Raw genomic sequence first — 13,881 nt, 5'->3', positions numbered from 1 at the left:
CTTGTAACTTGTTTAGTCGAATCAACACAATATCAGAACATTTCCCCAAACAATGAAAAAATGATGAAGATAAATGCCATGTGGAAACAATATATTACCGAAGCAATTTTAAAAGCAGCGATTCGTACGCCCAGCCAGTTTACTTTGCCACCGACTACACTGCGTATTGCACTGGAGCAGATGTGTCGTGTTTTCCCTGTCAATAAAGAAGTCCAGATTCGTCCTATTCGACTTGCAGGATTAAACGCTGAGGAAATTAAACCTCAATCATCCTCTACACAGTTGATTTTTCATATTCATGGCGGTGCTTTCTTTTTAGGTGGGTTAAATACACATCGCGCCTTAATGACCGATATTGCTGCACGTACCCAAATGCAAGTGATTCATGTGGATTATCCACTGGCACCTGAACATGGTTTTCCTGATGCCTTAGATGCGCTTTACGATGTTTATCAGTTATTGCTAGATCAAGACATACAAGCAAAAGACATTATTTTGTCAGGGGATTCATGCGGTGCAAATTTAGCCTTAGCACTGTGCTTGCGTTTAAAAGAAAATCAGGAAGATTTGCCTAGTGGTTTGATTTTGTTATCGCCATTTCTGGATTTAACCCTGACGAGCGAATCTTTACGCTTTAATCGCAAACACGATGCGTTGCTGTCTATTGAGGCATTAGAAGCAGGAATCGATTATTATCTTGGAAATCGGGTTGCTACTGATAATCCACAAATTTCTCCATTATTTGATGATTTAACAGGCTTACCTCCGACCTTGGTGCAAGTGGGTTCCAAAGAAATTTTACTGGATGATGCAAAGCGCTTCCGTGATAAAGCCAAAACAGCAGGGGTAAAAGTCGAATTTAAACTTTATACAGGCATGTGGCATAATTTTCATATGTTCAATGCATGGTTTGATCAAGCCAAGCAAGCGCTAACCGATCTCAGCGAATTTGCGCATCAGTTAGATCAAGATTAGGGTTAAATTGCTTCTAATTTATGTCTTTCAACCTACAACCTAGAAAATTTCGTGTTCAATACAAGCGGTGCAAGCAATATGATTGATATTCCTCCGCCGCTTTTCGCTTAAATCAATAAAATAAACCGTTGGATTGACCCACAGAGTCTATTGCAGGAGTCTCATGTTTCAATTTAAACCTATGAGCGATTCAGAATAAAAATTAGAATAATTTTAAGTTCACAGTTCCCATAAAATGTCTAAATAAATCATACAAATAAAACACTTGGTATGAAGTTTTTTCAAAATTTAGACTTATCTTTTCTAAAGAAAAAATTCGAACAAAAAATCATGTATCAAAAAAATGACTCACGAAAAATGTGTCGCTTATTTCGGATTAAGCTCAATTTTCATAACGAGATAAAAATATTATTTTAGTCAGACAAAAATCCATTTATAGTGTTTGGTATCACAACAATTAAAAGTTTAGCAAACCGTTACACATATGAATGAAGCAATTCCAGTTTTACCGCAGGCGATGTTTTATGAAACAACAATTAATGAAAATGGTCTTTGAAGACAATGTGGTTATGAATTGGTCAACGGTACAAAAATGCGCACTGATTTTGATTTTAGCCTGTGGCATGCATCTCACATGGATCGTCTGGAAAATTTATATTTTTTTGCAACCTAGTGTCTGGTCGATGATCAACATGCCTTTAATGCGCGTTACCTTCTGGATTGATATCAGCTTTTTTTGTGTGTTGGCAGCTTTGATTTATCCAACGATTTATTATCGCGAACACAAGCTGGCAGTCTCTTTTATGCCATGGATCAGTATTGGTTTATTTACCCTCACTTTGTGTTTTGGAAGTTATATGGTGGGCACCTTGAGCCCTGCCACCATGATCGGCTATGTCAGTATGGTAACTGTCGGTCTGATTCTTTTTCAGCGTCATTTAATTTATGTAGCCCTGATTCCTGCCACAATTATGCTGCTGCTCTGTACTTATTTAAGCACATATCATGTGATTCCGTATGCACCTCTGTTCAATATCGGTCCGACACAGGAAAATGTATTACTTCAGCCTTTCTGGGTGAATACGATGTTATTTTTTAGTGCACCGATATTTTTAGTCAGTCTATTGTTATTTGAAATTCTGCTCACCCAGTGGCGTAATCGGGAAGATTATATTGAGAAACTGAGCCAAATTGATCCTCTTACCAATGTACTGAACCGACGCAGTATCAATCTGTATTTAAAAGATTTACATGATCAATTTCAGCATAATCAATGTCCATATGCAGTAATTTTATTAGACCTAGATCATTTTAAACGCATCAATGATAATTATGGTCATGACGTGGGAGATAAAGTCTTAATTGAAGTCGCTAAATGTTTATCTCATCATTTAAGACATAAGGACTACATCGGACGTTTTGGTGGTGAGGAATTCATTTTATTGTTACCAAATACAGCTTTAGCGCAGGCCAGAATAATTGCCGAACGCTGTCGTATAGCAATTCAAACTTTACCTATTTTTTTAAAAGACCAAAGCACCATTCAAATCAGTGCCAGTTTTGGCATTGCCATGTCCAGTAGCAACACTGACCCCAGTGAACTATTAAATCAGGCAGATCAGGCCCTATATGCTGTAAAAGCCAATGGCCGTAATCAAGTCCAGTATTATTTTGATTTACCACCATTAATGACCAAATCTTAAAGCCTTAAAAATTGTTCACCATGCTGACGATATACTTCCTGACGCTGGACAAACTGTTTTTCTGCTCGCGCCTCTGTGATCCATTCTTTTACAGCAGGATTTGCCAACATGGTTTGCATATAGTGTTGAGCTTGCTCTGAAACAGGTAAACCATAACTTAGCAAGCGCATCACTACAGGTGCATAAAAAGCATCGGCTATACTAAAATCGCCACATAAAAATCCATCCAGACTTGGTCGTTCAGCCCAGATCTGTTCGATACGGGCAACTTCCTTGACCAAAGCTGGTAAATCCGTCCAGAGTTTGCCACCAATAAAGCTTAGATCCGCCTCGATATTCATCCCACAGTATTGGCGTAGTGTGGTAAAGCCACTATGCATTTCCGCACTAATGCAACGCGCACGAACACGTTGAACTCGATCTGTCGGCCATAAGTGCTTTTCTGGGAATTGCTCTGCCAGATACTCACAAATTGCCAAAGAATCCCAGATCACAAGGTTTTGATCCAGCAATGTCGGGACTTTGCCACTTGGACTAATACTGGACATGCGCTGTTTAAATGCCTCGTCTGCGGCAAAATCATCAAATGCGACCCAATGCTCCTCAAAATGCAAATTAAAATGTTTCATAACCAGCCAAGGTCGCATTGACCATGATGAATAATTTTTATTGCCAATATAAAGTTGCATGAATCTCTATTCCTTGACGTTTTTTAAGGACTGCACATGATCGAGTAGCTCAGTTTTACTAAATGCACCCGTCAATCGCAAATGACGCAACTCTTGTTGCTGTGGCGTTAAAAAAAGATAAGTTGGTGGACCTAAAATTTGCCATTGATTAAGCAACGCCTGATGAGAAGCATCATATTGGCTTAAATCGAGTTTGATCAGATAATACGATTGTAATGCCGCTTGTACCTGTGCATCTTTTAATATGCGGTGTTCAATCGGCTGACAAGCCACACACCAGTCCGCATAAACATCAATGATGACAATTTGGTCTTTAGGTGCCTGAGCTAATAATTGTTGAAATTCATTCGCGGTATGCGCAATGTGCCACCTATTTGCCCCTTGCTGGTGATCAAGCTGATGGCGCTGAATATGTTGGTATTGATCAAACAACAAGGCTGGAACCACCAGAATTAATAACACCACATAAAGCCAGCGCAACCCATCACGATGCTTAATCAAACGATAACAAGCATATCCAATCACACTCAAACCTAAGCACAGACTTAAAATTTGTAATATTAATGCGGGCAATAGAGGGCGTATAAAATACAGACTTAAAGCCAGCATAATAAATGCAAAGATCACTTTAATTTGATGCATCCATTGTCCAGCTTTAGGGAGGACTTTTGCCCCTAAAATGGTGGCCAGCAGTAAAGGAATGCCCATACCAAAGCCTAAACAGAATAGTAGCAAAGCACCTTGCCATTGATCTTGCGTTTGTGAAATAAACAGCAATGTTCCTGCAAGTGGTGCTGTCATACACGGCCCGACCAGTAAAGCCGAAATAATGCCCATGATGGCTGCACCTAACAGCGTTCCGCCACGTTGTACAGACTGAATTCGATCCAGATGGTTCATTAAAGTTTGGGGTAATTTAATCTCAAATAAACCAAATAAATTTAAGGCAAAAACCACAAACAACAGACTAAATGCAATTAAAGTCGCGGGCTGTTGAAGCCAACGCTGAAAATTAAGCCCTGCTGATGATGCAATCAAACCTAATATCGCATACACCATGGCCATACTACATACAAAGGTCAGTGCGACCATCCATGCATGTAATCCTTTGCGCTCCCGGACAATCAGCGAAGTCAAAATAGGTAGCATGGGTAAGGAACAGGGTGTAAATGCCAACAGCATTCCCAGCCCCAGAAAGAGCAAAACACCGTAACCTAATGAATACTGCTCAAGCTTACTGCTCCAAAACTGATCCTGCGCCACTTGGGTCTGGACTGGGTTTAAATTCTCGGATGGCATTACGCCATCAGCAGTGGTTGCATCAGCTTGCTCTGTATTTTGCTGTGTGGTCTTTCCCTGCATGGTAGCAGCGCTACCTGCTTTCGCGACATCCAGAAAGGTTTTTTGGGCTTGAGTTGTATTTTGCAAATTGACCAAACCATCTACATCGGTTTGAAATTCAATCGTCTGTGGGGGATAACAGATTCTGTCTTTGGCGCAACCTTGCCATGTCACTTGATAATTCTGAGAAGGCTGTGTCTGAATGTTAAACTGAACATGATCATAATAAACTTGAGTATGACCAAAGTTATCATCATATTGTTGTTCAGCTTTGGGCAGAGCCAAGGGCAGCACATGGTTGCCCTGTTTGACCTCAAATTTATGCTGATATAAATAATAATGCGGCTGAATCGACCAATTTAGCACAGCCGTGTCCTGACTGGTCGATTCTACTGAAAATGAAAATGCCTGTTCTGGACTGAGCAAGGCATCATTGGCTTGCAAGTGTGTCGCAAAAAAACAAAGTGACAAGATGAAAAAATAAAAAAAACCACTGCGACTTTGAAAATGCGCCATGACTCCCTCAATATTTAGAACAGGTAAGAAAAACCAAAACCACCATTGTAGTTTTTGTCACTGCCATTTAAGCCAACACCGACACTGGCATCTAACTGTGCGCGGTCATTAATGGCATAAATTACCCCTGTTCCTAAACCATATTCATAATCTTCACTTTCAGCTTTTTTATAGACAAATTCTGAATAACCTGACCATTTTCCTGAAAATTGATAGCCCAAAGTCGGAATAGCGGTTACCGCCCAATCGCTATTTTGTACTTCATATTTCATGGTAATTGAGGTTTCTATCAGGTCGTTATACTGATAAGCCACAGCTGAACTTAAGCTGTAAATATCGTCATGTTCAGTAAATTCATCATTTCCTGTGGCAATAAGCGCTTGTGCCAAAATCGCCATAGAAAGACGTTCGTCATTGAGATCAATCGCCTTTTTTAAACCAATGCTCACATCACCTAAACCATCATCATGGTGTTTGACGCCTGCACGTTTGGTTTCATACCAAGATGGCCCTTGCCAACCCAACTGTAATTCCAGATCTTTCGCCAAACCCGTGCGTAACAGCATATCGCCATTTAAGCTCACAGTTTTTTCTTTGATGCCATCTACAGTCGTTTCATTATAACTCGCACTTGGTAAACCTTGTTCCCAAGCCAATTTGCCAACAGGTGTAATGCCTGTACCAAAACCAGACCCTGGGCGGTCAAATGAAAAATCAGCAGCAAAGCTGGTGGCAGTTGCGCTCGTAGCGACAATAAAGGTCAGTGTTTTAAAGATATTCATGGCGACACTCAAGATTAAGTTAATTCTTTTGACATTTTTGCTCCGCGACGACGAAGTAACTCTAATGTCTGTTTTTCTTCAGGTAAGGCTTCTGCCCAGTTAATTTCATCAAAATCACAATCAAAAAATAAATCACTGACCGAAGATAAAATGGTCAGGCCCTCATCATCACGGGTATTTGGATCGACTTTTTCATCAAGTAAACGTTGTACGACAGGCACACAGGCTGAACTCGCTGCATCCCAGAGTGGACCATAGAGTTCTTCTGAATCCCACAAGTGCAGGTTGGCTTTGGCTTTAATTAATGCATCCAGAATATCCAGATGAACCTGTAATTCTTGTTGTTTTTCTTCTTCACTCAAGGGTTGGTTGGCTTCATAGGCTTCACAAATTCGTTCCCACCATTTAAAAATACCATCACTAAAGACTGAAATTGGAGGACCTTTTTCTGGATCAATAAAGTTAGGATCAAGACCCGACGCTAACAGGCGTTGAACCTGTTCAAGGTCTAATTCTTCAATTGCCTGAACAAAAGCTTGTTGTTGAGCGCTTAGCATGGATATCTCACCAGTTTAAAAGGGATTTACAGCCTATTATGCCGAAATTTACACAGAGATATGTGATATTTTTTGAGTTCACATGATGTAGGCTTTTAAATACATTTTAAATCCCTGTAAAAAAAGCCCCGTAGGGCTTTTTCAGGCTTTTACTCTTCGTCGGCAAATTCAACCCGACTGCCTCGCGAAGGTTCCTGTTTTTCAAAGCTGTGTTCTAGCGTACGTTTTAACTTTTCAATTGAACCATGAATGGCAAGATCAATATTGCCTGCTTTATGGTTGACTGCAATCGGTTTTAAACCGGATGGACGTGCTTCGATCATGCAACGAATATCATCTTCACCATTTTTTTTATCACCATTTTCATCACTCAAATGTACCGAAAAATGAGTAATTCGTTCAGCATAACGCTGAAATTCGGTAGAAAGTTCTGCACGAACATATTCAATTAAACGTTCACTATTCTGGATGTTTTTATCTGTACGGATTTCAATATTCATGATTCCATCCTCTTTGTATCAGTATTTCTATATAACAATCTATGCAAAACTTAATTGGCACACTTTGAGCATGCTGTAATTTGGTGCTGTTGTACATCTATCTTGTGTAATTGGTTGTTATCTCCTTTTACGCTTTGTCATGATGTTGTTTTTGGAGTATATGAAGATCTTCTCTCTATCTTCAATATCTGTCTATACTCAAAAATATGCAAGCTGATTTTTTAACTTTTTATGACATTTTGATCAAAAAGGATGCATCATTGTGAACTCTTCATATCTACGTGGACAAGATCTGATTGACCAAATCAAAAATGCGCCATATTCGCGCGATTTAATTGGTTATCATGGTCAACCGCCTCAGGTTCAATGGCCCAATCAGGCGCGTGTCGCTGTACAATTTGTACTAAATTATGAGGAAGGTGGTGAAAACCACATTGAGCATGGTGATCTGGGTTCAGAGCAGTTTCTATCTGATATCGTAGGTGCAGCCAGCTATCCAGCTAAACATATGTCGATGGATTCAATGTATGAATATGGCTCACGTGCAGGCTTCTGGCGAATTCATCAAGAGTTCCAGCGTCGTGGCTTACCCATGACGATTTTTGGGGTAGGCATGGCACTGGTGCGTAATCCGTACATTGTAGAAGCGATCAAAAACGCTCAATACGACGTGGTTTCTCATGGACAACGCTGGATTCACTATCAGGACATGGACATTGAAACTGAACGTATGTATATGGATCAGGCGCTTTCAGTGCTTGAAACCCTGTTCGGTGAAACCCCAATTGGCTGGTATACAGGACGCGATAGCCCCAATACTCGCCAGTTATTAGCAGAGTTCCCACAAATTAAATATGATTGCGACCATTATGGTGATGATTTACCTTTCTGGACCACACTGACCAATATTGATAATGAAACTCGTCCTCACCTGATTATTCCGTATACCCTTGAGTCAAACGATATGAAGTTTTGCTCTCCGGGTGGGTTTAATAGTGGTGAGCAGTTCTATCAATATCTTAAAGATGCCTTCGATGTGCTCTATGCGGAAGGCGAAACTGCACCAAAAATGCTCTCTATTGGCATGCATTGCCGTCTTTTGGGGCGACCGGGTCGTTTTAAAGCCTTGCAACGCTTTTTGGATTACGTACAATCGCATGACAAGGTCTGGATTTGCCGCCGTAATGATATTGCCGAGCACTGGTATCAACACCATCCATTTGCTGGCTAATTTTTAACTTAAAAAGCACGTCTGGATTAAAATAAATGAACAGATATCTACATTATTCGATTTTATAGATATCTGTTGTGCTGGCATTGTTATTGCTCGATTTATTTTATCTTTTGCTTTGATATTGGATGAATATGGTGCGTTTTTCTGAGTTTAACCAAGCGTCAATCAATCAAGTAACGCCCTTATTAAGTGCATGTGTGCACATTCCATCATGGGTCAACAGCTTGAGTGAACAACGCCCTTATACCTCGACACAAGCCCTGCTGGATGCAGCATCACAACAAAGTCAAACATGGACTTGGTCAGAAATTGAAACGGCTTTGGCCACTCATCCGCGCATTGGCGAGAAAAAAGCCAAAGTGGAGTTGAGTGAACGTGAAGCGCAATTTTCTGATCATGAGCAGTCTGGCGTAAAACAGGATGAACAAACTCAGCGCGCACTCTATGAAGGCAATGTCGCGTATGAACAAAAGTTTGGCTTTATTTTTCTCATTAAAGCAGCCGGTTTGACCAGTGAGCAAATTTTAACCACGCTACAACAACGTTTAAATCACGACATAGAAACTGAAAAAAAAATCGTGCATGAACAACTGGCAGCCATTGCATTACTTCGTCTTCGTCAAGGAATTGAAGCATGATCAGCACTCATATTTTAGACACACATCTCGGTAAACCTGCGCCACAGGTCGAAATCCGTTTATATGATGCCAAAACCCGTACCCTACTCGGCAATGGCGTGACCAATGATGATGGTCGGCTCAAGGATTTTGGAATTGAGCACATTGAACAGGGTGCATACTTGCTGGAATACGATATTGCGCCTTATTTTGCCAAACATGATTTAAAAACCTTTTTCCCCCAGGTGTCCATTCAGTTTTTTGTTGAAAACCCAAACGAACATTATCATGTACCTTTATTAATTAGTCCGTTCGCCTATTCGACTTATCGTGGCAGCTAAATCGAATCACCCACCATATTTAGCTTGAGGGAATCACATCGGATTCCCGAAAAGTTAATTAAAAAATCTAGACTGCTGAAGAATCTCTTTATATTCTGGTTCATATTTTGAATCATTTTCCCCACTTAAGTTTGCACCGTTTTTAAGGTTTTTTTAACCTTTGATCAAATTTGGCTTTATTTTTGCTTAAGAGTCGGTATGCTTGAAACGCTTATTTTGGGGAGAGTGAAGATGAAACTAAAGCATTTAGCGTTAATTACAGGACTTTTATCTGCGGCGACCATGGCTCAAGCCAAGCCAGTTTGGCAGGATTTTAGTATTACGGGCTTATACGGGGAAAATTATGCAGTGGTGGATGATGAGCAAACCACCATTACCTTGGAATATGCCGCTAAAGTCAAATATGCAGATGTTTTCTTTTTTGTAGACCGTATGCGTGGCGGTGATGATCATAAAAGTACTTATTTTGAGCTTTCACCACGTTTGAGTCTGAGTGAAGTTTCAGGGCAAAAACTGTCTTATGGCCCGATCAAAGATGTTTTGGTATCCACCACATGGGAAAGTAATAACGATGACTTTAGCAGCTTCGATAACTTTCTATATGGCTTTGCAATTGATTTAAATGTTCCATATTTTCAATATTTCAATTTAAATTTCTATCGTGCCAATAACGAAAACACTGATGATGACTATCAAATGACCGCAGTTTATGCGCTGCCATTTAAGCTGTCTTCTGAAGAATTTTTGGTCGATGGTTTTCTGGACTGGTCAACCGCCGAAGGTGATCATGCCAGTGAGCTAAACTGGACGACTCAATATAAATGGAATCTGGGTAAACACATTTCACCAGATACACGTTTGTATTTAGGGATTGAACATTCGGTCTGGAATAATAAATTTGGCATCAAAGGCCAAGATGAGCACAATGTCAGTGCTTTGGTGAAATATCACTTCTAAGATAAGCACATATTTTACAGAGCAAAAAGCAAGCCACTGTGCTTGCTTTTTTATTTGAGTACCAGCATTTGTGTACTGTTTCAGCTTATAATTTTCCAACTTTTTGGTTTTAGGTTATTTCAGCATGGAGCTTCAGTTGCGCCCAGCCGTGGTTTCGGATTTAGAACAGATACTTGCTATTTATAATCATGAAATTTTAACTGGCACTGCCAACTGGAATGATCAACCCAAAACCTTTGAAGTCTATCTGGAATGGTTTCAGCATTTACAGCAGCAGCGTTATCCGATGTGGGTTGCCTATGACTTGGCTCAGCAGCGTGTCGCAGGGTATGCCTATTATGCCGAGTTCCGTAGCATTACTGGTTATAAACACACCATTGAACATTCTATTTTTATTTCACCCGATTATAAGCGACAAGGTCTTGGTAAAACATTACTGAACCAGTTGATCCATCTGGGGCAACAACAGGGCTTCCATGTCATGATTGGGGCAATTGATAGCGAAAATATCGCGTCCATCGTGCTTCATGAGCGACTGGGCTTTGTCAAAACTGGACATTTAGCGCAAGTAGGACAAAAGTTTGGACAATGGCGCGATTTGGTGTTGATGCAACGTCAACTGGATGCCTGAGTCATATAATACACATCGGACATAATCTGCTGACTATGTAAACTGATCACCGCATAGTTATGTTGTTTGGCCAATTCATAAAAATTTTTTAATTGCACAAACAGCATCGCCAGTTCTGCTTGTTCTTTTTCAACATCACGGCCCCAATGAAAGGGAAATAGTTTATTCTGATTTAACTGCTCAGGGTCAAATTGATGTTTGAATTGCTCCGTCGAAATCGTGTCCAGCTCTTTAGCAATCTCTTCTACTTCAACAACTGGGTTATAACGCACACTGGCAACTGCTAAAGCAGGGTGAGCAAAGGCATACTCCGCCTCTATAGCAAAAACAAGTGGCGAATCCTGATGCTGTTTGGCACTACGGGTCAGCAAAAATTGCAACGATTGCCATGTCTCCCCAAGATTGAGTTTAGAACGAATGGATGGTGCATGATAAATTTCATCGATACTCTGTGCTTCCAGCATCAAAATTTCCAGATCGTTCGGCTCAATCGCAAGTAATACAGCATTCATTTTTTATTGGCTCAGTTGTTATATCTTTGTTTAAGCTTAACGATTGTGATGATCACAGTGCTTAACAATTTGTGAGCGGATCTTTGCAGAATGTAAAAGAGGAGCGTCGCTCCTCTGTATAAATTTGAGTCTTTTAGTCGAGTGGATTGCCAATAATATTATTGATAATCCCACGCATAATGTGCGGTCCTTTTTCCTGACGTAATTCGTCATACCACGTCATGGTGACTTGCTCATCTTTCATATGCGTTACATCACAACGCTTACGCGCACGAAGAACCAGTTCATTGGCACGTTCATTGCGTTTGTCCTGATAACGACGTAATGCATCTTGCACACCCAAGGTATTGATCTGTAGCGAACGTGCCAGATAAATCGCATCTTCCATCGCTTGACAACCGCCCTGACCAATATCCGGTGTAGTGCTATGTGCAGCATCCCCTACAATGACCACACGACCTTTATGGTATTGGGTAAATGGTTCGATATCACAAATTTCCACACGATTGGTTTTTTGCGGATCCAAACGCTCAATCAACTGCTGCACGGGCGCACACCAGCCACTAAAATAACCTTTGAGCGTCTCTTGATAATTGGCTTTATTATTTTCAAGCCCTGCTTCTAATGGCACATCCAGAAAGAAGTAAAAGCGGTTATTGGCAACGGGCATTAAAGAGGCCCGTTTCCCTTCGCCAACAAAGGTTGTCCATTGATCAGCCGCAGCCAGATCTTCAGAAATTTCCACCAGACCATTCCAGTTGACATAGCCTGCGTAACGGCGCTCAACCTGATCTCCCAAGACATAGGCACGAGTGATCGAATGTGTACCATCCGCGCCGACCAATAGATCTGCTGTGGTACTGCTGCCATCGGCAAATTGAATGACCACCTGTTCGCCCTGATCTTCTAAAGAAATCATGCGCTTACCCAGCTGGATATCTTCACGACCAAATTCATCCATCAGCATGTTTTGTAATTCAGCACGTGAAACTGGATATGGACGTTGTCCAACTTCATCAATCAAAGGCTGTAGACTAAACTGAGTCATGACTTCACCGGTCAGTCCATCCACATAAGCCAAATGATCCATCACACCACCTAGCTTTGCAACTTGCTCACCCAAACCTAAATAATTTAGGCATTTCACACCATTAGACCACAGTGAAATTGCTGCACCGACAGGAAGAATTTGTTCTGCTTGCTCATAAATGGTGACTTGATGACCAAATTTTTTTAATGCGATCCCAGTGGTTAATCCACCCATGCCAGCACCAATAATGACAACGTTCATTGTGTAATCCCCCTTTCGAATACTGCAAATTCTGTAACTTGATTAGATCTGTAGCGAAAACCATGCCATCCGTAGGGAAATCATCCCTGTTATAAGAATTGGCATATACCCTGCATAGAAAAGTACAATGATGATGCACTTTTCTTCATTCTGAGTTAAAAATGCAGGTTCATTCAAGTAAACTTTTTACCACGCTTATCTAAGGAACGGTACACATCCTATGGCAACGCTTTTAGCTCCTGCTTTTGAACTTCCAACCCAACTCCACACGCTCACCAATTTGGCAGATACCCGTATTGGTGCTCAAATTATTGAATGTTCAGATGATTTTTTTGCAGAAGCAAAGCGCATGTTACAGTTCGATGCGCCTATTTTTGTCGAAGATAAATTTGATGATCATGGTAAATGGATGGACGGCTGGGAAACACGTCGCAAACGTCATTCAGGTTATGACTGGTGTATCGTCAAGTTAGGCGTTGCAGGTAAGATTAAAGCCATTGATGTAGACACCACATTCTTTACAGGAAACTATCCTGCTTCTGCTTCATTGGAGGGCTGTTATGCACCAAATGGAGACACTCAAAATGCACTATGGCAGCCCGTTTTAGCCAATAGTATTTTAGGCCCAAGTCAGCACCATATTTTTGATATTGAGAACGAAAATGTATTTACCCATATCCGTCTGAATATTTTTCCAGATGGTGGTGTTGCTCGTTTGCGTATTTATGGTGAGGTGCAAATTCAAGCAACCAATACCAATGAAACGCTGGATTTACTGGCATTACAAAATGGCGGACGTGTCATTGCTTATAGTGATGCGCACTTTGGTCACCCGCGCAACTTAATTAATCCGGGACGTGGCATTAACATGGGCGACGGCTGGGAAACCAAACGTCGTCGTGCGCCAGGTTTTGACTGGTGTATTCTGGCACTGGGGCAGGCAGGTAAAATTGATAAAATTGAAATTGATACTGCACACTTTAAGGGCAACTACCCTGCTCAGGTTTCAATTCAGGCGGTGTACATCGAAGATGCCACTGACCCTCAATTGATCCCACAAAGTATGTTCTGGCCATTCTTACTTGAAGCGCAAGACATGCAAATGGATCATATTCATGACTATGTTAACGAAATTTTAGCACATGAAAAAATTTCGCATATTCGTGTCAACATGATTCCAGACGGTGGCATTAGCCGCATTCGCCTTTGGGGTCAACTGGCTTAAGCCGAGAGCA

At 40.9% G+C, this 13,881-nt stretch carries 15 protein-coding genes; 8 read left to right on the top strand and 7 right to left on the bottom strand.

Annotation, left to right across the window (positions count from 1 at the left end):
* Nucleotides 1-63 precede the first annotated feature (63 nt).
* A complete protein-coding gene (locus tag E0D95_RS11510; protein WP_228258857.1) occupies nt 64-975 on the top strand; it encodes an alpha/beta hydrolase in 912 nt (303 codons plus the stop codon).
* Between the two features lie 524 nt (nt 976-1,499).
* Nucleotides 1,500-2,678 carry a GGDEF domain-containing protein gene (locus E0D95_RS11505; RefSeq protein ID WP_130803932.1) on the top strand — a complete coding sequence of 393 codons (1,179 nt, stop codon included), beginning with the start codon at nt 1,500-1,502 and terminating at the stop codon, nt 2,676-2,678.
* Here E0D95_RS11505 and E0D95_RS11500 read toward each other — a convergent pair.
* The 5 genes from E0D95_RS11500 to E0D95_RS11480 all read right to left on the bottom strand — a co-directional run bounded on the left by E0D95_RS11500 (nt 2,675) and on the right by E0D95_RS11480 (nt 7,063).
* Nucleotides 2,675-3,367 (bottom strand): glutathione S-transferase family protein, encoded by a 693-nt coding sequence (locus E0D95_RS11500; protein WP_130803931.1) that lies wholly within the window; start codon nt 3,365-3,367, stop codon nt 2,675-2,677. The two genes, E0D95_RS11505 and E0D95_RS11500, sit on opposite strands and share 4 nt — an antisense overlap.
* A 6-nt stretch (nt 3,368-3,373) precedes the next feature.
* Nucleotides 3,374-5,224: a protein-disulfide reductase DsbD gene (gene dsbD / locus E0D95_RS11495; protein WP_130803930.1), complete on the bottom strand. Its 1,851-nt coding sequence runs from the start codon at nt 5,222-5,224 to the stop codon at nt 3,374-3,376.
* A gap of 14 nt (nt 5,225-5,238) precedes the next feature.
* Complete coding sequence (locus E0D95_RS11490; RefSeq protein WP_130803929.1) at nt 5,239-6,006, bottom strand: transporter; 768 nt, start codon at nt 6,004-6,006, stop codon at nt 5,239-5,241.
* A 14-nt stretch (nt 6,007-6,020) separates the two neighbouring features.
* On the bottom strand, nt 6,021-6,563 hold the full coding sequence (locus tag E0D95_RS11485; RefSeq protein ID WP_130803928.1) for an ankyrin repeat domain-containing protein: 543 nt from the start codon (nt 6,561-6,563) through the stop codon (nt 6,021-6,023).
* Between the two features lie 149 nt (nt 6,564-6,712).
* Nucleotides 6,713-7,063, bottom strand: coding sequence for an HPF/RaiA family ribosome-associated protein (locus E0D95_RS11480; RefSeq protein ID WP_130803927.1), 351 nt, complete (start codon nt 7,061-7,063; stop codon nt 6,713-6,715).
* A gap of 262 nt (nt 7,064-7,325) precedes the next feature.
* Here E0D95_RS11480 and puuE point away from each other — a divergent pair, with 262 nt between their 5' ends.
* From puuE to E0D95_RS11455, 5 genes are all read left to right on the top strand, one after another.
* The gene (puuE, locus tag E0D95_RS11475; RefSeq protein ID WP_130803926.1) at nt 7,326-8,294 is read left to right on the top strand and encodes an allantoinase PuuE; all 969 of its coding nucleotides are present in this window, start codon (nt 7,326-7,328) and stop codon (nt 8,292-8,294) included.
* A gap of 137 nt (nt 8,295-8,431) precedes the next feature.
* Nucleotides 8,432-8,935, top strand: coding sequence for a 2-oxo-4-hydroxy-4-carboxy-5-ureidoimidazoline decarboxylase (gene uraD, locus E0D95_RS11470; protein WP_171478586.1), 504 nt, complete (start codon nt 8,432-8,434; stop codon nt 8,933-8,935).
* Complete coding sequence (gene uraH / locus E0D95_RS11465; protein ID WP_130803925.1) at nt 8,932-9,255, top strand: hydroxyisourate hydrolase; 324 nt, start codon at nt 8,932-8,934, stop codon at nt 9,253-9,255. The genes uraD and uraH overlap by 4 nt, the downstream gene beginning before the upstream one ends.
* A 231-nt stretch (nt 9,256-9,486) precedes the next feature.
* Complete coding sequence (locus E0D95_RS11460) at nt 9,487-10,212, top strand: outer membrane protein OmpK (RefSeq protein WP_130803924.1); 726 nt, start codon at nt 9,487-9,489, stop codon at nt 10,210-10,212.
* Between the two features lie 124 nt (nt 10,213-10,336).
* A complete protein-coding gene (locus E0D95_RS11455; RefSeq protein WP_130803923.1) occupies nt 10,337-10,843 on the top strand; it encodes a GNAT family N-acetyltransferase in 507 nt (168 codons plus the stop codon).
* Here the strand turns inward: E0D95_RS11455 and E0D95_RS11450 are convergent.
* Together E0D95_RS11450 and hpxO are read right to left on the bottom strand one after the other, a co-directional pair.
* Nucleotides 10,828-11,355: a DUF1877 family protein gene (locus E0D95_RS11450; protein ID WP_130803922.1), complete on the bottom strand. Its 528-nt coding sequence runs from the start codon at nt 11,353-11,355 to the stop codon at nt 10,828-10,830. The two genes, E0D95_RS11455 and E0D95_RS11450, sit on opposite strands and share 16 nt — an antisense overlap.
* 133 nt (nt 11,356-11,488) lie before the next feature.
* Nucleotides 11,489-12,646, bottom strand: coding sequence for an FAD-dependent urate hydroxylase HpxO (gene hpxO, locus E0D95_RS11445; RefSeq protein WP_130803921.1), 1,158 nt, complete (start codon nt 12,644-12,646; stop codon nt 11,489-11,491).
* A gap of 220 nt (nt 12,647-12,866) precedes the next feature.
* Between hpxO and alc the strand changes: the two genes are divergently transcribed.
* Entirely contained in the window at nt 12,867-13,871 is a 1,005-nt protein-coding gene (alc, locus tag E0D95_RS11440; protein WP_130803920.1) for an allantoicase, read from the top strand.
* The last annotated feature ends 10 nt before the right edge of the window (nt 13,872-13,881 follow it).

The sequence above is a fragment of the Acinetobacter ihumii genome (assembly GCF_900625095.1).
In the GTDB taxonomy this organism is placed as follows: Bacteria; Pseudomonadota; Gammaproteobacteria; order Pseudomonadales; family Moraxellaceae; genus Acinetobacter; species Acinetobacter ihumii.
This window is presented reverse-complemented; position numbering and strand designations above follow the sequence as displayed.